Origin of the sequence: Streptomyces sp. NPDC087844, from assembly GCF_044742785.1 — a bacterium.
Classification (GTDB): Bacteria; Actinomycetota; Actinomycetes; order Streptomycetales; family Streptomycetaceae; genus Streptomyces.
Genome location: NZ_JBIUVD010000014.1, coordinates 62,667 through 76,743, shown reverse-complemented (window position 1 = coordinate 76,743; position 14,077 = coordinate 62,667). Strand labels below are relative to the sequence as shown.

Here is a 14,077-nt window from a genome sequence, read left to right as displayed (position 1 = left end):
TCCGCGCCGGTGCCGCGCTGGAGGAAGTGTGCCGTGACGGCCGTCCGAGAGCAGACCGCGCCCCATCTCCCACCGAACGCCGGGCGCCCCCGGCGCTCCCCCGGCTCAGGACCGCGCCGCCCGTCGAAGGACGGCGGGCCCGGCGTCTGGCCGTACGTCCTGATCGCACCCGCCGTCCTCGGCACGCTCTACCTGCTCGTCCACCCCCTCGTCCGCGCCGTGGTGATCTCGCTGCAGGACTTCGGCCTGCGTCAACTCATCCTGGGCGACGCGCGGTTCGTCGGACTCGACAACTACGGGACGCTGCTCGGCGACAGCCGCTTCTGGGAGGTCGTGCGCCGCACCTTCCTCTTCATGGCGGTCAACGTCGCATTGATCATGGTGCTGTCCACGCTGGTCGCGCTGATGATCGAACGGCTGGGCCGCTTCGGCCGGACCGCGGTCCTCAGCTCACTCGTCCTGACCTGGGCGATGCCCGTCATCGCGGCGACCACCGTCTTCCAGTGGCTGTTCCACTCGGAGTTCGGCATCGTCAACGCGGTGCTGACGGACCTGGGGTTCACGTCCTTCGACCGCTACGCCTGGTTCGCGCACGGACCGGCCGCCTTCGCCATCCTGGTCGCGCTCATCGTGTGGCAGTCCGTGCCCTTCGCGGCGATCACCCTGTACTCGGCCCTCACCACCGTCCCCGTCGAGCTGTACGAGTCGGCGCGGCTCGACGGGGCGTCGGGGACACGGATCTTCCGTTCCCTCACCTTCCCGGTCGTGCGGCCGATCTTCCTGCTGGTGTTCTCGCTCGAAGTGATCTGGACGTTCAAGGCGTTCGTCCAGATCTGGGTGATGACCAACGGCGGCCCCGGCGACGCGACCACGATCCTGCCCGTGTACGCGGTGCAGACCGCCCTGTCGAGCCAGCGCTACGACCTCGGGTCGGCGGCCTCCATGGTCACCGTCGTGCTGATGTCGGGCGTGCTCGTCCTCTACTTCCGCCAGATGTTCCGCCAGGAGGACGAGCTCGCATGAGCACCACCCGGCCCCGTATGCGCCGCATCCCCCTCAAAACCGCCGCCGTCGTCACGGTCGCGCTCTGCCTGTTCCCGGTCTACTGGATGGTCGCGACCGCGTTCACCCCGGCGCGCGACATCCAGTCCGACAGTCCACGACTCGTCCCCCGGACGTGGACGCTCGACCACTTCCGCACCGCTGTCGGCGCCGACGGCTTCGGCCTGTTCTGGCGCAACAGCCTCCTGGTCACACTGAGCGCCGTCCTGCTCTCCCTCGTCATCGCGCTCGGTTCCGCCTACGCGGTGGCGCGGATGAGGTGGAAGGGGCGCCGGCAGTTCATGCTCATGGTCTTCATCGCCCAGATGGCGCCCTGGGAGTCACTGATCATCCCGGTCTACATCATCTCCCGGGACACCGGCATGCTGGACCGGCTGCCGACCCTGACCCTGGTCTACTTCATGATGACCCTGCCGTTCACGGTCATCGTCCTGCGCGGCTTCATCGGCACGATCCCGCCGGAGCTGGAGGAGTCCGCGCAGGTCGACGGCTGCACCCGGCTCGGCGCGTTCCGGCACATCGCGTTGCCGCTGCTGGCACCGGGGCTCATGGCCACCTCGCTCTTCGGCTACATCACCGCCTGGAACGAGTTCGCCTACGCCAACTTCCTCATCATCAAACAGCAGGACAACCGCACCCTGCCGGTGTGGCTGTCCTCCTTCCAGAACGTCTTCGGCACCGACTGGGGCGCCACCATGGCCGCCTCGACCCTCTTCGCGGCCCCGGCTCTCGTGGTGTTCCTGCTGCTCCAACGCCATGTCACGTCCGGTTTCGCCGCCGGCGCGGTCAAGGGCTGACCCCCGCCACTCCCCCCTGTGCTCCCCGTGCACCAGCTCCGGAGGCGATCCGTGCCCACACAGCCGCCCGCGCCCACCCTCGTCCCCCGCCCCACCGAGGCCACGCTCCGGCCAGGACACTTCACGCTCGACGCCGACACAGCGCTGCGGATCGGCGAAGGCGCCGAACCCGCCGCGGAACTGCTGCGCACCCTGCTCGCCCCCGCCACCGGGCTGCCCCTGCGACCCTCCACGAAGGGGCAGTTCACCCTGGCACTCGACCCCGGTCCCGGTGAGCTGGGCGAGGAGGGATACCAACTCACCGTCGACCCGCACACCGTGCTGCTGCGCGCCGCGCACCCCACCGGCCTGCTCCGCGGCATCCAGACGGTCCGCCAACTCCTGCCCCCGGCCGCCCTGTCGGCGGACCCGCAGCGCGTCACCCGGTGGCCGCTGCCGTGCGCCGACATCACCGACGTCCCACGTCACCCCTGGCGCGGCGCGATGCTGGACGTGGCACGCCACTTCCAGCCCGTCTCCTATCTGCGCCGGTACGTCGACCTGCTCGCCCTGCACAAGATCAGCGTCTTCCATCTGCACCTCACGGACGACCAGGGCTGGCGCATGCCGGTCGCCGCCCACCCCAAGCTCACCGAGATCGGCGGCCACCGCGCCGAGTCACAGCAGGGCCCGGCCGGCAGCGGCACGTACGACGGAATCCCGCACGGTGGGGCGTACACGCGGGGCGAACTGACCGGCCTGGTCCGGTACGCGGCCGCGCGCGGTGTCACCGTCGTGCCGGAGATCGAGATGCCAGGGCATGTACGCGCCGCCCTCGCCGCCTATCCCTCCCTGGGCAACCTCCCTGAGCGCACCCTCGACGTGTGGACGCGCTGGGGTGTGTGCGACACCGTCCTCGGCGTCCACGACGAGGTCCTCGACTTCTGCCGAACCGTCCTCGACGAGGTCATGGACGTCTTCCCGTCGCCGTACATCCACCTCGGCGGCGAGGAGTGCCCGACCGGCGAGTGGACGCACAGCGCCGCCGCACGGGAACGAGCGTCGGCGCAGGGCCTGTCGAGTCCCGAGGCGCTGCACGGCTGGTTCCTCAAGCGGATCGGCGAGCATGTCGTCAGGAACGGGCGCAGGCCGGTCGGCTGGGCCGAGACCGGAACCGAACTGCCCGCCGCGTTCACGGTGATGACGTGGCGCGACCCGGCCCACACCCTGACGGCGGCCCGCCGCGGCCACTCCGTCATCAACGCCCACCACCGGGCCACCTACCTCGACCACGCCCAGTGCGACGACCCGAAGGAGCCGCCGGCCCAGCCGGGAGCCGTCGTCGATCTGCGCGCCGTCCACGCCCATGACCCGGTGCCCGCGAACGCCGACGCCGAAGCCGCCGGGCGGGTGATCGGTACACAGGCCCAGCTGTGGACCGAGTTCGTCACGACGCCCGCGCACATCGAACACCTCACCTATCCACGGCTGTGCGCCCTCGCCGACCGCGGCTGGAGCGGCGCCACCGACTGGTCCGACTTCCGGTCCCGGCTCGACGGGCACATGGCCCGGCTGGACGCACTCGACGTCCACCACCATCCCTGACCTCACCCCCTACCCCAACCCATCCCTCCACCGACCCGTCCGTTTCCGGGAATCACCCCCACCTTTCTGGAGAGGAACCACCATGAGATCCGCGAAGAACCGGCTGCGCGCCACCGCACACACCGCCGTCGCCGTGGCCATGGGCGCCGCCGCGCTCACCGCACTCCCGGCCACCGCGAGCGCTGCCGCCGACGGACTGAGCGTCCAGTACCGCACGAGCGCCACCGGAGCCGGCGCCGACCAGGCCGAACCGTGGTTCAAGGTGAAGAACACCGGTACCGCGACTGTGCAGTTGAGCAGCGTCAGGGTCCGGTACTACTTCAAGGCCGACTCCGCGGGCGCCACCTATCGCTTCGCCTGTTCCTGGGCCGTCAAGGGCTGCGCCAACGTCACGGGCACCTTCGGCACACTCGCCGACCCGACCGCCACAGCCGACCGCTATCTCGAAATCGGCTTCACCTCGGGGGCCGGCTCACTCGCCCCCGGCGCCGACACCGGCGACCTGCAACTGCGCTTCCACCAGTCGACCTGGGCGTCACTGAACCAGAGCGACGACTACTCCTTCGGCGCCTCCCAGACCTCGTACGGCGACTGGTCCAAGGTCACCGCGCAGCTGGGCGGCGCCACCGTGTGGGGGCAGGCGCCCGCGGGCAACGGGCCGACGGATCCGCCCACCGACCCGCCGACCGATCCTCCGGCCGACGCCGCCACGCTGTTCGACGACTTCAACTACAGCGGCTACAGCGACCCGAGGATCTCGGCGAACGGCTGGAACGTACGCGCCAACTCCGGCGGCCCCGGCGTGCCCGGCGCCACCTGGGCGCCGGAGAAGGTCACCTTCGCCACCACGGGCGGCAACTCCATCATGAACCTGGAGACCTCGACCGCCGGCACCGCGGCGAGCACCAGGCAGACCGAGGTCCTCACCAAGGCGACGAAGTTCAAGAACGGCACCTACGCGGCACGGGTCCGGTTCAACGACGCGCCCAAGTACGGCCCGGACGGCGACCGCCTCGTCCAGACGTTCTTCACCATCAACGACCTCAAGGCACCGCTGGCGGACGACTACTCCGAGTACGACTTCGAGTACCTGCCCAACGGCGGCTGGGGCGAGCCGTCGAACATCCTTTACACGACGTCCTGGGAGACCTACCAGGCCGAGCCGTGGGTGGCGGTCAACGAGCACACCGAGGCGAGGCGGAGCTTCAGCGGCTGGCACGACCTGGTGCTGACCATCGACAACAACAGCATCAAGTACTACATCGACGGGCAGCTCTTCGGTACGCACGGCTCCGCGTATCTGCCGGAGCGGCCGATGTCGATCAACTTCAACCAGTGGCTGATCGACCTCGCGGGCCAGACCAGCACCACCGCGCGGGCGTACGACCAGCAGGTCGACTACGTCCTGCATGTGAAGGACCAGGTCCTCACACCGGCGCAGGTCACCACGAGGTTGAACGCCTACCGCGGCGCGGGCACCACCTTCCAGGACACCGTGCCCGGCAGTTGACCGCCCGCCCGGGCCCTGGCCTCCGACGGCTCGTCAGCCGTCGGAGGCGAGACGGTCCAGCCACTCCCTGAGCAGCTGCTGCTCCGCTCCGCTGAGGGTCGACTGCTCGGGCAGCGTGGCGCGCAGGGCACGGGCGGCGCCGGCCGGGCCCACGTCCTGCACGGCCGGCTCCTCGTTGGTGACGGCGGTGACCATGGACTCCCGAAGAACGGTCAGCAGAGCGGGGTCGCGCCGGTCCACGGTCAGGGACAGCCAGGTGAGCACCGCGCCGCGTGCCGTGGCGTGGATGAGCATGGCCGCGAGCTCTTCGTCGACACGGAGGCGGCCACCGGCGGCAAGGCGGCTGATACGGCCCATCAGGATCTCCATGCCGGCCTTGAACGCGGCCGATGTCGCCCTTGTGGGCTCGCTGTACATCAGCGTGTACAGCGCGGGATGGGCCAGACCGAACTCGACCGCCAGGTCCCACCCGGCCCGCAGGTCCTCGATGAGGTCCTGCGGGTCGGGGTCGACGTGTTTGGCCGCGAGGAACGTCGCGAAGCCGTGTTCGGCGACTGCTTCGAGCAGCCCGTCCTTGTCGCCGAACAGCCGGTAGATGGCCGGCGGCTGCAAGCCCGCCGCGACCGCGACCGCGCGTGTGGTGACGGCGTCGCGGCCCTCGCGCGCGAGCAGGTCGGCGGCGGCCTCGATGACGCGCTGCCTGGTCTCGACGACGGCCCCGTCCCCGGCACGTGCATGTGATGGCATATATCAACGATACCGCACTTGCGTTTCCAGCGTTAATATCAGTGATACGCTAAATCTGTTTCCACTGGAACGCATCCTCGTGCCATCACGTAACCCCACCATTGGAGCCCCACATGATCATCGTCACCGGAGCCACCGGACTGCTCGGACGCCAGATCGTCGAGCGACTGCTCACCCTCGTACCGGCGGACAGGATCGGCGTCAGCGTCCGCGATCCGCTGAAGGCGGAGGCGAAGACGTTCGCCGAGCAGGGGGTACGGGTCCGGCAGGGCAGCTTCACCGACGCCGCGAGCCTTGCCCACGCCTTCGAAAGCGCCGCCCAGGTACTGATCGTCTCCGTCGACAAGATGGGCGAGGAGGCCGTACGGCGACATCGCGCCGCGATAGACGGCGCCGTGGCCGCCGGTGCCCGCCGCATCCTCTACACCAGTCACATGGGAGCCGACGCCTCGTCGCGCTTCCAGCCCTGCCGCGACCATGCCGCCACCGAGGATGCGCTGCGGGCCTGCGGCGTGCCGTTCACCTCCCTGCGCAACGGCTTCTACGCCTCCAGCGCGATGCAGTTCCTGAGCCAGGGCCTGCAGTCCGGCCAGGTCGCTCTCCCCGCGGACGGGCCCGTGAGCTGGACCGCCCACGCCGACCTCGCCGAAGCGGCAGCCGTGGTGCTGGCCGACGAGGGGCGCTTCGACGGCCCCACTCCTGCGCTCACCGCGGGCCAGGCGTTGACCTTCGACGACATCGCCCGCATCGCCACCGATGTCACCGGCCGTTCCCTCACGAGGAGCACCGCACCGGACGACCGGTTCCGGCAGCAGCTGATCGGTCACGGGGTGCCCGCCGAGACGGCGGACCAGTTGCTCGGCGTCTTCACCGCGGCCCGCGCCGGAGAATTCGCCACCGTGGACCCGACGCTGGCCACGTTGCTCGGCCGGGAACCCATCGCGCTGAGCACGGTCCTGCGCGAGCACCTGTGACACCCCGGAGGTACATGTTCAAAACTCCACGCGGCGAGTGCGTCGGGCGACATTGGAATCGCCGCACTACACGGACCGGACCCCCTGCTCAGAAGCCGACGTCGGCCGGTCGGTAGGTCGGCGGGCGGCGGACCCGGCCGGCCTGTCCGTAGGCGTAAGCGAGGCGGAGCAGGACCGGTTCGCTCCACGCCGTGCCCATGAACGTCAGCCCGACGGGCAGGCCGAACACGAAGCCGGCCGGGACGCTGACCGCGGGGTATCCCGCGAGGGCGGCGGGCGTCGAAGCGCCTCCGCCGTAACTGTCCCCGCGGATCAGGTCGATCTTCGCGGGCGGCCCGGTGGTGGGCATCACCAGTGCGTCCAGGCGGTACCGGCGCAGCACCGCGTCGATTCCCTCGGCGCGCGAGAGCCGGTGGTTGGTGGCCAGCGCCTCCCGGTACTCGCGTTCACCGAAGTCCAGTCGGTGCACGGCCTCCAGTCCGTCCTGCCGCACATAGCGCAGTTCCCGGTCGGCGTGTTCGCGGTTGAACGCGATCAACTCCGCCAGGCCGCGCGGGTGGTCACCGGGGGCAGCCGCCAGATAGCCGTTGAGGGCGCGCTTGATCTCGTACGCCTGGACGATCATCGAGCTGGGCAGGTCCTCCAGTTGCTCGGCGGTCGGGATGTCGGCCGGGTCGACCACGGTCGCCCCGGCCCCGCGCAGCGTGGCGATCGCGCGTTCCGCGATGTCGTCGGCGTGGTGGCTGTAGCCGAAGTACACCGTTCGCGGTACGCCGATGCGCGCTCCCCTGAGTCCGCCGGCGTCGAGGAATCGGGTGTAGTCGCGGTGGAAGTGGCCGCGGCTCGCCCTGGTCGCCGGATCACGGTCGTCGACCCCGACGAGAGTGCCGAGCAGGATCGCGGCGTCGCGGACCGTGCGTGCGATCGGGCCGACGCTGTCCTGGCTCGGCACGCCGGGGATGACACCGCCGCGGCCGACCAGTCCGACGGTCGGCTTCACCCCGACGACGCAGTTGGCCGAGGAAGGGTCGATGATCGAGCCGTTGGTCTCGGTACCGATCGCGGCGACGCACAGGCCGGCCGCGGCGGCGACCGCGCTGCCGGAGCTCGACTCGTTCGGTGACCGGTCCAGCTTGTAGGGGTTCCGGGTCTGCCCTCCTCGGGCGCTCCAGCCCGCGTGGTGGGTCAGCGACATGCCGCCCGCCCACTCGCTCAGATTGGTCTTGCCGAGAATGACGGCACCGGCCGCGCGCAGCCTGGCCGCGACGGTGGCGTCGGCCGCCGGACGCAGACCCCGCAGGGCGAGTGATCCGGCCGTGGTGTGCATCCGGTCCGCGGTCTCCACCAGGTCCTTGAGCAGGACGGGCATGCCGTGCAGCGGTTTCCGGGGGTCGCCCTCGGCGTCCAGGCGCCGGGCTTCGCGCAGCGCGTCGGGGTTCACCTCGATCACGGAGTGCAGGAGGGGGTCGATGCGTTCGATGCGTTCCAGGTGGTGGCGGGTGAGCTGTTCGACGTCGAGCCGTCCGTCGGCCATCCGTCGGCGCAGTTCGCCGATGCCCAGTTCGTGCGGTGCCGTGGCGGACGCGTGGCGTGTACTGCTCGCGGTACGGGCCTGGGCTGGTGTCCCGCCGAGCAAGGGTGTGGCGGCCGCGGCGGTGCCGAGTGCGAGCACGGTGCGGCGGGGGGTGTCGGTCCGGTCCGTTTCGTGCGACTCCTGGGACGTCATGCACCAGAACGCTAGAGGCGCGGCCGACGTTTCTCGCTCCGGCTGTCCCCCGCTTTCCTGGTGCGAGCAGCCCCATGCGGCAGCGGGGGACAGCCGGAGCAGCCCTCTGCCGTAGCGGGGGCCGGACGGACGTACCGTGCCGCGGTGCCAGGCGGAGCTGTCGTCGGCCAGGACCGTCTCGGCCCCGGCCGGATCGAGACGATGCCGCACCGGCCGCGCCCCGCTGGGACTCGTCCAAACGTCGAGGTCCCGCTCCCCGTCCTCCCACCGCAGTCCGCCTTCTGTTGACCCCCGTCGCCGCCCTTCTCAACGAAAGGTTGATCCGACCACACCCCAGGACTCGACCGCACGTGTACGGAGGAAATCGACCGGCTGATCGATGACATGCGCCAGCAGGGCTGAAACACTGAACCTGAGCAATTTCGGCCGCGCTTTCTGGAACAGCGCGACTTTCACGCCGGTCTCTCCATAGAGCAGCACATCGCGCAGCACACATCGGGGGAACAGTTTGCGGATCAACATTCTGGGACCTGTGTCCATCAGCATGAGCGGCAAGCATCACACCATACGTGCCAACAAAGTACGGGCATTTCTCGCCCTTCTCGCGCTGGAAGCCGGCCGGGCCGTGTCGAATGAGGATCTTGCAGAGGAACTGTGGTCCGGACATCTGGTGGGCAACACCCGAAACGCGTTACAGGCGCATGCGACCCGGCTGCGCAAGGTGATCGTCGGCTCGGCTCAGCAGCGTCAGGGCGCCTCCGTCCTGCGGGCCGTGCACAACGGCTACCTTCTCGAAGTGCCGCCCGAGTGCGTCGACAGCAACAGGTTTCTCGAACTGGCCGCGCGAGGGGCCGCCGAGTTGCCGGTCCGTCCGGAGCATTCACTGGAGCTTCTGCAGCAGGCTCTCGGGCTCTGGCAGGGACCCGCGCTGCTCGACGCCGGTGACGGACTGCGGGCCCGCGGCGCGGCCGCCCTCTTCGACGAACGAAGGCTCACGGCCTGGGAGAACCTGGTCAGCGCCTATCTGGCCGTGGGAGACGACGCGGGCGCGATCGCGGAGCTTCGTCAGCTCGTCGCCCGGTACCCGCTGCGCGAGCGGTTCTGCGAACTGCTCATGCTGGCGCTGTACCGAACCGGTCGGCAGGGCGAGGCCCTGGATCTGTTCCAGTGGGCCAGAAGGCGACTGGACGAGGAGCTGGGGGTCCGGCCGGGCGCCCTGCTCCAGCGCCGTCACACGGAGATCCTCGCCCAGGACCCGTCGCTGACGCTCCCCTCCGCGGTCATCCCAGGCCGGCGGGAGCCCGCGGCCGCCAGAAACTGACGCGTGCGGGACTGCGCCTTCCTTGCGGCTTGTACATCCCCTGTACATCCCCTGTACATCCCCTCCGGGATTCACTGTTCTCCGACTTTCCGCTCTCACGGAATTCTCGAACCGTCAGCCGGGCCAACCAGCGGGAGTGTTCAGACATCATGCGGTTCGATTCGGCGGAACCCGTGGCGATCGTGGGTATCGCCGCCTTGTACCCGGGTGTGCAGGGCCCCGCAGAGTACTGGCAGTTGCTGAATGAGGAAGCTCCCACCGCGAAAGTCTCCCGTGCCGCCCCGGGCCTCGACGACATAGAAGTGAACGTCGCACGGTTCGGGATTCCCCCGGCCCAGGCCCGTTCCATGGCCCGCATGCAGATCCTCATGCTTGAGGCCGCCCGGCAGTGCCTGGCGGACGCGGGGCATCCCGAGCGCGCTCTGCCCGTTGAGCGAACGGATGTCATCACGGGCACCTGCTTCGGCCTGGACCGCCAGCACGCCAACGCGCTGCGCGTAGAGGCGAGTCGTTATGTCCGCGAGGTCGAACGCGCGGCCCTCTCCGCGGGCGCCGGCTCCGACAGCGCGAGGCGAGCCGTGGAGGAACTGCGGCTGCTCCTGGCCGAGCGCCTGCACGGTTCCCCGCACGACCGGGTCGGGGAGATGGCGAGCACGATCCCGGCACGCGTCGCGACGGCCTTCAAGTTCCACGGCAGGACGCTGGCCATGGAGTCCGCGGACGCGACCTCGTACGCGGGTGTCGCCCAGGCCGTGCTCAATCTCCGCGGCCGGCTGTCCGACGCGGTGCTCGTCGTCGCCGGGCAGCGCCGGGAGAGCCCGCTGTTCGCCAGGGCCCTCGACGCGAAAGGGCTCCTCTCCTCCGCGAGCCGCCCTTTCGCGTCGGAAGGCCCCGGTTCCGGCCTCGGTTCCGGCTCCGGTTCCGGCTCCGGTTCCGGCTCCGGCTCCGGCTCCGGCTCCGGTCCCGGCTCCGGCTCCGGCTTCGTGCTCGGCGAGGGCGTCGGGGCGCTCCTGCTCAAGCGCCTGTCCACCGCCGTACGCGACGGTGACCGGATCTACGCCACGATCCTCGACTGCTCGCTGCGCCACGACCCCCGCCCGGGCCCCTTCGCCACTTCGCCGTCCGTCGGGCTTCGCCACTCGACGGCCGTCGGCTCACTGCGTGCGGCGGCGGTGCGCCCGGAGACGATCCAGTACGTCGAGTGCGTCGGATCCGGTGTCGCCCACGAGGTCCGCGCGGAGCTGGAGGCGCTCGCCGCGCTCCACGAGGGCGGTACCGCCGCATCCGTGGCCGTCGGAAGTGTGAAGGACCGGCTCGGACACACCTTCGCCAACGCGGGAATCGCCGCTCTCAGCAAGGTCGCCCTCGCGTTGCACCACCGCAGGATCCCGCCCCAGCTGGAGCCCGCCGACGCGGCGGAGTTCGAGCGCTCCGGCACGCCGCTCCGGCACGCCGACGCGGGCCGGCCGTGGCCGCCGGGCGAGGAAGGCCACCCGCGTCGGGCGACCGTGCACGGCACCTCCCTCACCGGCACGCTCTGCCACCTCGTACTCGAAGAACACGAAGAACACGAAGGACTCGTACGCGAAGAACATGACCGGACGGACCCGCACGGCCGGGCGCCGACCGCCGAAGCCGTGTGCCCGACCCTGCCGACCCGGCTGACCCGGCTGCCCGGAGACGGGCCCGCAGCCCGGTACGCGGTCGGGAACACGGCGTCGGACACCGAGCCGATCGCGGTGGTGGGGCTGGCGGGTTGGTTCGCGGACTCATCCGACGCGGAGAGCTTCTGGCAGGCCAACCGTTCGGGTGTCAGCCGGATCGGCCCGGTCCCGGAGACCGTCCTCGACCGGGACCTGTACTACGCCCCGGGCGCGCTGAGCCTCACCCACAGCTACACCGACCAGGGCGGTCACACGACGCTCCCGGCCGCTCCCCCACCCGGTCTGCGGATATCGCCTTCGCGCCACGCCTCCATGGACGGCGCCCAGCGCCTGGCCCTCGGTGTCGCCGCACAACTCCTCGCCGGACGCGGCACGTCCGTACCGGGCGGTCGCGGACTGATCGCCGTCGGCAGCAATCTCGGCCTGTCCCGTGAACGCCGCCTGAACGCCGAGTCGTCGCTGCAGGACCTGGAGGACACGGTCGCCCGTCTCGACGCCCTCGGCGGCCTGTCCCCGCTGCGGAGGAAGTCGCTCCTCACGTCCCTGCGCGAGCACACGGGCCCGCCGGACGAGGGCGTACCGCCGGACCTGCTCGACGGCTGCCTGGCCAGCGGGATCGCCGCCCTCCTCGCCAACGAGTACGGGCTCGACGCGGTCCCACTCGCCGTGGAGGCGGCGTGCGCCTCCTCCCTCGCGGCGATCGACGTGGCGGTCGGCGCGCTCCGCGCGGGGGCCGCCGACTTCGCGATCGCCGGCGGCGTCGAGCTGGCCTGCAACGCCCGGGACATGGTCCTGTGCTCCGCGCTCGGTCTGCTGTCGCACAGCAGGAACGCGCCGTTCGACGCGGGCGCCGACGGCTTCACGCCGGGCGACGGCTGCGGTCTGTTCCTGCTCAAACGCCACGGTGACGCGCTGCGCGACGGCGACGAGATCCTCGGCCTCGTCCGGGCCGTCGGAGCGTCCAACGACGCCAAGTCCCTGATCGCACCCGATGTCGCGGGACAGACACGCGCGATGGAACGGGCCTTCGCCCAGGTCGACTTCGCCCCCTCGGCGGTCGACTACCTGGAGGCACACGGCACCGGCACCAAGGTGGGGGACCGGGTGGAGATCGCCGCGGTCGCGAAGGTCTACGGCGGGGCAGGGCGCACCCGTCCGCTGGAGATCGGATCGGCCAAGTCGTTCTACGGCCACACCTTCGCCGCCGCCGGGAGCGCCGGACTTCTGCGCACGCTGCTCGCGATGCGGGCGCGGACACTGCCGCCCAACACGAACCTGCACACCCTCAATCCGGCGCTCGACCTGGCCGCTGTTCCCGCCGTGGTCTCGACCGAGCCCTCTTCGTGGGTCGAGCGGCCCGGGCAGCCGAGGCGTGCTGCCGTGAGCTCGTTCGGCACGGGCGGCATCAACTATCACGTACTCGTCGAGGAGCACGAAGAGCACATGGACGGATCACGATGAACTTCGAGTTCGACCCGGACGTCGAGGAAATGCGCGCCGTGACGGTGGCGTTCGCCCGGCGCGAGCTGGACGGCCGGCGCGAGGAGACCGGTGCGGCCTTCGACGCGGACGACTTCCGCAGGCGCTGGCTCCTCGCGGGCAAGCAGGGTGTGGTCGGTGGCGTCGTCCCTGTCGGGTACGGGGGCAGCGGCCTGGACGCGGTCGCCGCGTCAGCGGTCATGGAAGCCCTGGGGTACGGCTCCTGGGACCTGGGCTTCGCCTTCTCCGTCGCGGCGCACCTGTTCGCTTCCCTGATGCCGATCGTGGAGTTCGGTACGGAGGAGCAGAAACGGCGTCTGCTGCCCGCGCTCGGCTCGGGAGAGCGCATCGCTGCGCATGCCATCACCGAGCCCGAGGCGGGTTCGGACGCGCTGAACCTGCGTACACGCGCCGAGTTCCGGGGCGACCACTATGTGCTGCACGGCAGCAAGTGCTTCACCACGAACGCGCCGGTCGCCGATGTCTTCGTCGTGCAGGCGGCGACGGAGCCGGGCCGTGGCTTCTTCGGTCTGACGGCGTTCGTCGTCGAGGCGGGCACGCCCGGGCTCAGCGTGGGGCCGCCCTACTCCAAGGTCGGTCTGCGGGGCTCCCCGACGGCCGACGTCCACTTCGACGGGTGTGCGGTGCCCTCGGCCGATGTGCTCGGCGCCCGGGGCGCGGGGGCGAGTGTGTTCTCCTCCTCCATGAAGTGGGAGCGCACCTGCCTCTTCGCCGCCTATCTCGGTGCCATGCAGCGTGTCCTGGAGTCGACGGTCGAGTACGCGGGCGAACGTGAGCAGTTCGGCGCTCCCATCGGTAGTTTCCAGGCGGTGGGCCATCGCCTCGTCGACATGACCCTGCGGCTGGAGTCCGCCCGGCTCCTGCTCTACAGGGCCGCCTGGGGGCTGGCGCGGGGCTCCGAGGACGAGGTGGCTCCCGCGCTGGCGAAGCTGGCCGTCAGCGAGGCCGCCGTGCAGTTGGGCCTCGACGCGATTCAGGTGCGCGGTGCTCTCGGCGTCCTCGAAGGGGAGGCCGAGACGCTGTTGCGTGACGCGCTGCCCGCACGGATCTTCTCCGGCACCAACGAGATCCAGAAGAACAACATCGCCCGGGCGCTGGGGCTCAGCGGCAGCCGCCGCCGGTCCGGGCGGCGCTGACCCACCGGTTGCTCCGGCAACCACTCGTCGGCCCGGTCACCTTGTCCGGCCCGGAA

Annotated in this window: 11 protein-coding genes; 8 read left to right on the top strand and 3 right to left on the bottom strand. The window is 70.5% G+C overall.

The window, feature by feature from the left end; all coding sequences use genetic code 11:
• The first annotated feature begins 33 nt into the window (after window positions 1-33).
• The 4 genes from ACIOKD_RS25620 (at window position 34) to ACIOKD_RS25605 (ending at window position 4,953) form a co-directional block, all read left to right on the top strand.
• On the top strand, window positions 34-1,023 hold the full coding sequence (locus ACIOKD_RS25620; protein WP_402088298.1) for a carbohydrate ABC transporter permease: 990 nt from the start codon (window positions 34-36) through the stop codon (window positions 1,021-1,023).
• Window positions 1,020-1,859 carry a carbohydrate ABC transporter permease gene (locus ACIOKD_RS25615; protein ID WP_402088295.1) on the top strand — a complete coding sequence of 280 codons (840 nt, stop codon included), beginning with the start codon at window positions 1,020-1,022 and terminating at the stop codon, window positions 1,857-1,859. The genes ACIOKD_RS25620 and ACIOKD_RS25615 overlap by 4 nt, the downstream gene beginning before the upstream one ends.
• A 51-nt stretch (window positions 1,860-1,910) precedes the next feature.
• Window positions 1,911-3,443, top strand: coding sequence for a beta-N-acetylhexosaminidase (locus ACIOKD_RS25610; protein WP_402088292.1), 1,533 nt, complete (start codon window positions 1,911-1,913; stop codon window positions 3,441-3,443).
• 82 nt (window positions 3,444-3,525) lie between these two features.
• Entirely contained in the window at window positions 3,526-4,953 is a 1,428-nt protein-coding gene (locus ACIOKD_RS25605) for a cellulose binding domain-containing protein (RefSeq protein ID WP_402088289.1), read from the top strand.
• 33 nt (window positions 4,954-4,986) lie between these two features.
• Here ACIOKD_RS25605 and ACIOKD_RS25600 read toward each other — a convergent pair whose 3' ends face one another.
• Complete coding sequence (locus ACIOKD_RS25600) at window positions 4,987-5,700, bottom strand: TetR/AcrR family transcriptional regulator (RefSeq protein WP_402088287.1); 714 nt, start codon at window positions 5,698-5,700, stop codon at window positions 4,987-4,989.
• Between the two features lie 113 nt (window positions 5,701-5,813).
• Here ACIOKD_RS25600 and ACIOKD_RS25595 point away from each other — a divergent pair, with 113 nt between their 5' ends.
• Complete coding sequence (locus ACIOKD_RS25595; protein WP_402088284.1) at window positions 5,814-6,674, top strand: NmrA family NAD(P)-binding protein; 861 nt, start codon at window positions 5,814-5,816, stop codon at window positions 6,672-6,674.
• Window positions 6,675-6,762: 88 nt separating this feature from the next.
• On the opposite strand, the gene ACIOKD_RS25590 is transcribed toward ACIOKD_RS25595, so the two are convergent.
• Window positions 6,763-8,400: an amidase gene (locus tag ACIOKD_RS25590; protein ID WP_402088281.1), complete on the bottom strand. Its 1,638-nt coding sequence runs from the start codon at window positions 8,398-8,400 to the stop codon at window positions 6,763-6,765.
• 306 nt (window positions 8,401-8,706) lie between these two features.
• Window positions 8,707-8,922 (bottom strand): hypothetical protein, encoded by a 216-nt coding sequence (locus tag ACIOKD_RS25585; RefSeq protein ID WP_402088279.1) that lies wholly within the window; start codon window positions 8,920-8,922, stop codon window positions 8,707-8,709.
• Window positions 8,923-8,932: 10 nt separating this feature from the next.
• Between ACIOKD_RS25585 and ACIOKD_RS25580 the strand changes: the two genes are divergently transcribed.
• From ACIOKD_RS25580 to redW, 3 genes are all read left to right on the top strand, one after another.
• Complete coding sequence (locus ACIOKD_RS25580; RefSeq protein WP_402088277.1) at window positions 8,933-9,721, top strand: BTAD domain-containing putative transcriptional regulator; 789 nt, start codon at window positions 8,933-8,935, stop codon at window positions 9,719-9,721.
• 149 nt (window positions 9,722-9,870) lie between these two features.
• Window positions 9,871-12,846, top strand: coding sequence for a polyketide synthase (locus tag ACIOKD_RS25575; RefSeq protein WP_402088275.1), 2,976 nt, complete (start codon window positions 9,871-9,873; stop codon window positions 12,844-12,846).
• Complete coding sequence (redW, locus tag ACIOKD_RS25570; protein ID WP_402088273.1) at window positions 12,843-14,021, top strand: L-prolyl-[peptidyl-carrier protein] dehydrogenase; 1,179 nt, start codon at window positions 12,843-12,845, stop codon at window positions 14,019-14,021. Before ACIOKD_RS25575 ends, redW begins: the two co-directional genes overlap by 4 nt.
• Window positions 14,022-14,077: the final 56 nt, after the last annotated feature.

Bases quoted from the DNA above. Each gene is read 5' to 3' on its own strand.
- ACIOKD_RS25615 (WP_402088295.1), top strand. From the start codon at position 1,020: ATGAGCACCACCCGGCCCCGTATGCGCCGCATCCCCCTCAAAACCGCC.
- ACIOKD_RS25605 (WP_402088289.1), top strand. From the start codon at position 3,526: ATGAGATCCGCGAAGAACCGGCTGCGCGCCACCGCACACACCGCCGTC.
- ACIOKD_RS25600 (WP_402088287.1), bottom strand. From the start codon at position 5,700: ATGCCATCACATGCACGTGCCGGGGACGGGGCCGTCGTCGAGACCAGG.
- ACIOKD_RS25595 (WP_402088284.1), top strand. From the start codon at position 5,814: ATGATCATCGTCACCGGAGCCACCGGACTGCTCGGACGCCAGATCGTC.
- ACIOKD_RS25590 (WP_402088281.1), bottom strand. From the start codon at position 8,400: ATGACGTCCCAGGAGTCGCACGAAACGGACCGGACCGACACCCCCCGC.
- ACIOKD_RS25585 (WP_402088279.1), bottom strand. From the start codon at position 8,922: ATGTTGATCCGCAAACTGTTCCCCCGATGTGTGCTGCGCGATGTGCTG.
- ACIOKD_RS25575 (WP_402088275.1), top strand. From the start codon at position 9,871: ATGCGGTTCGATTCGGCGGAACCCGTGGCGATCGTGGGTATCGCCGCC.
- redW (WP_402088273.1), top strand. From the start codon at position 12,843: ATGAACTTCGAGTTCGACCCGGACGTCGAGGAAATGCGCGCCGTGACG.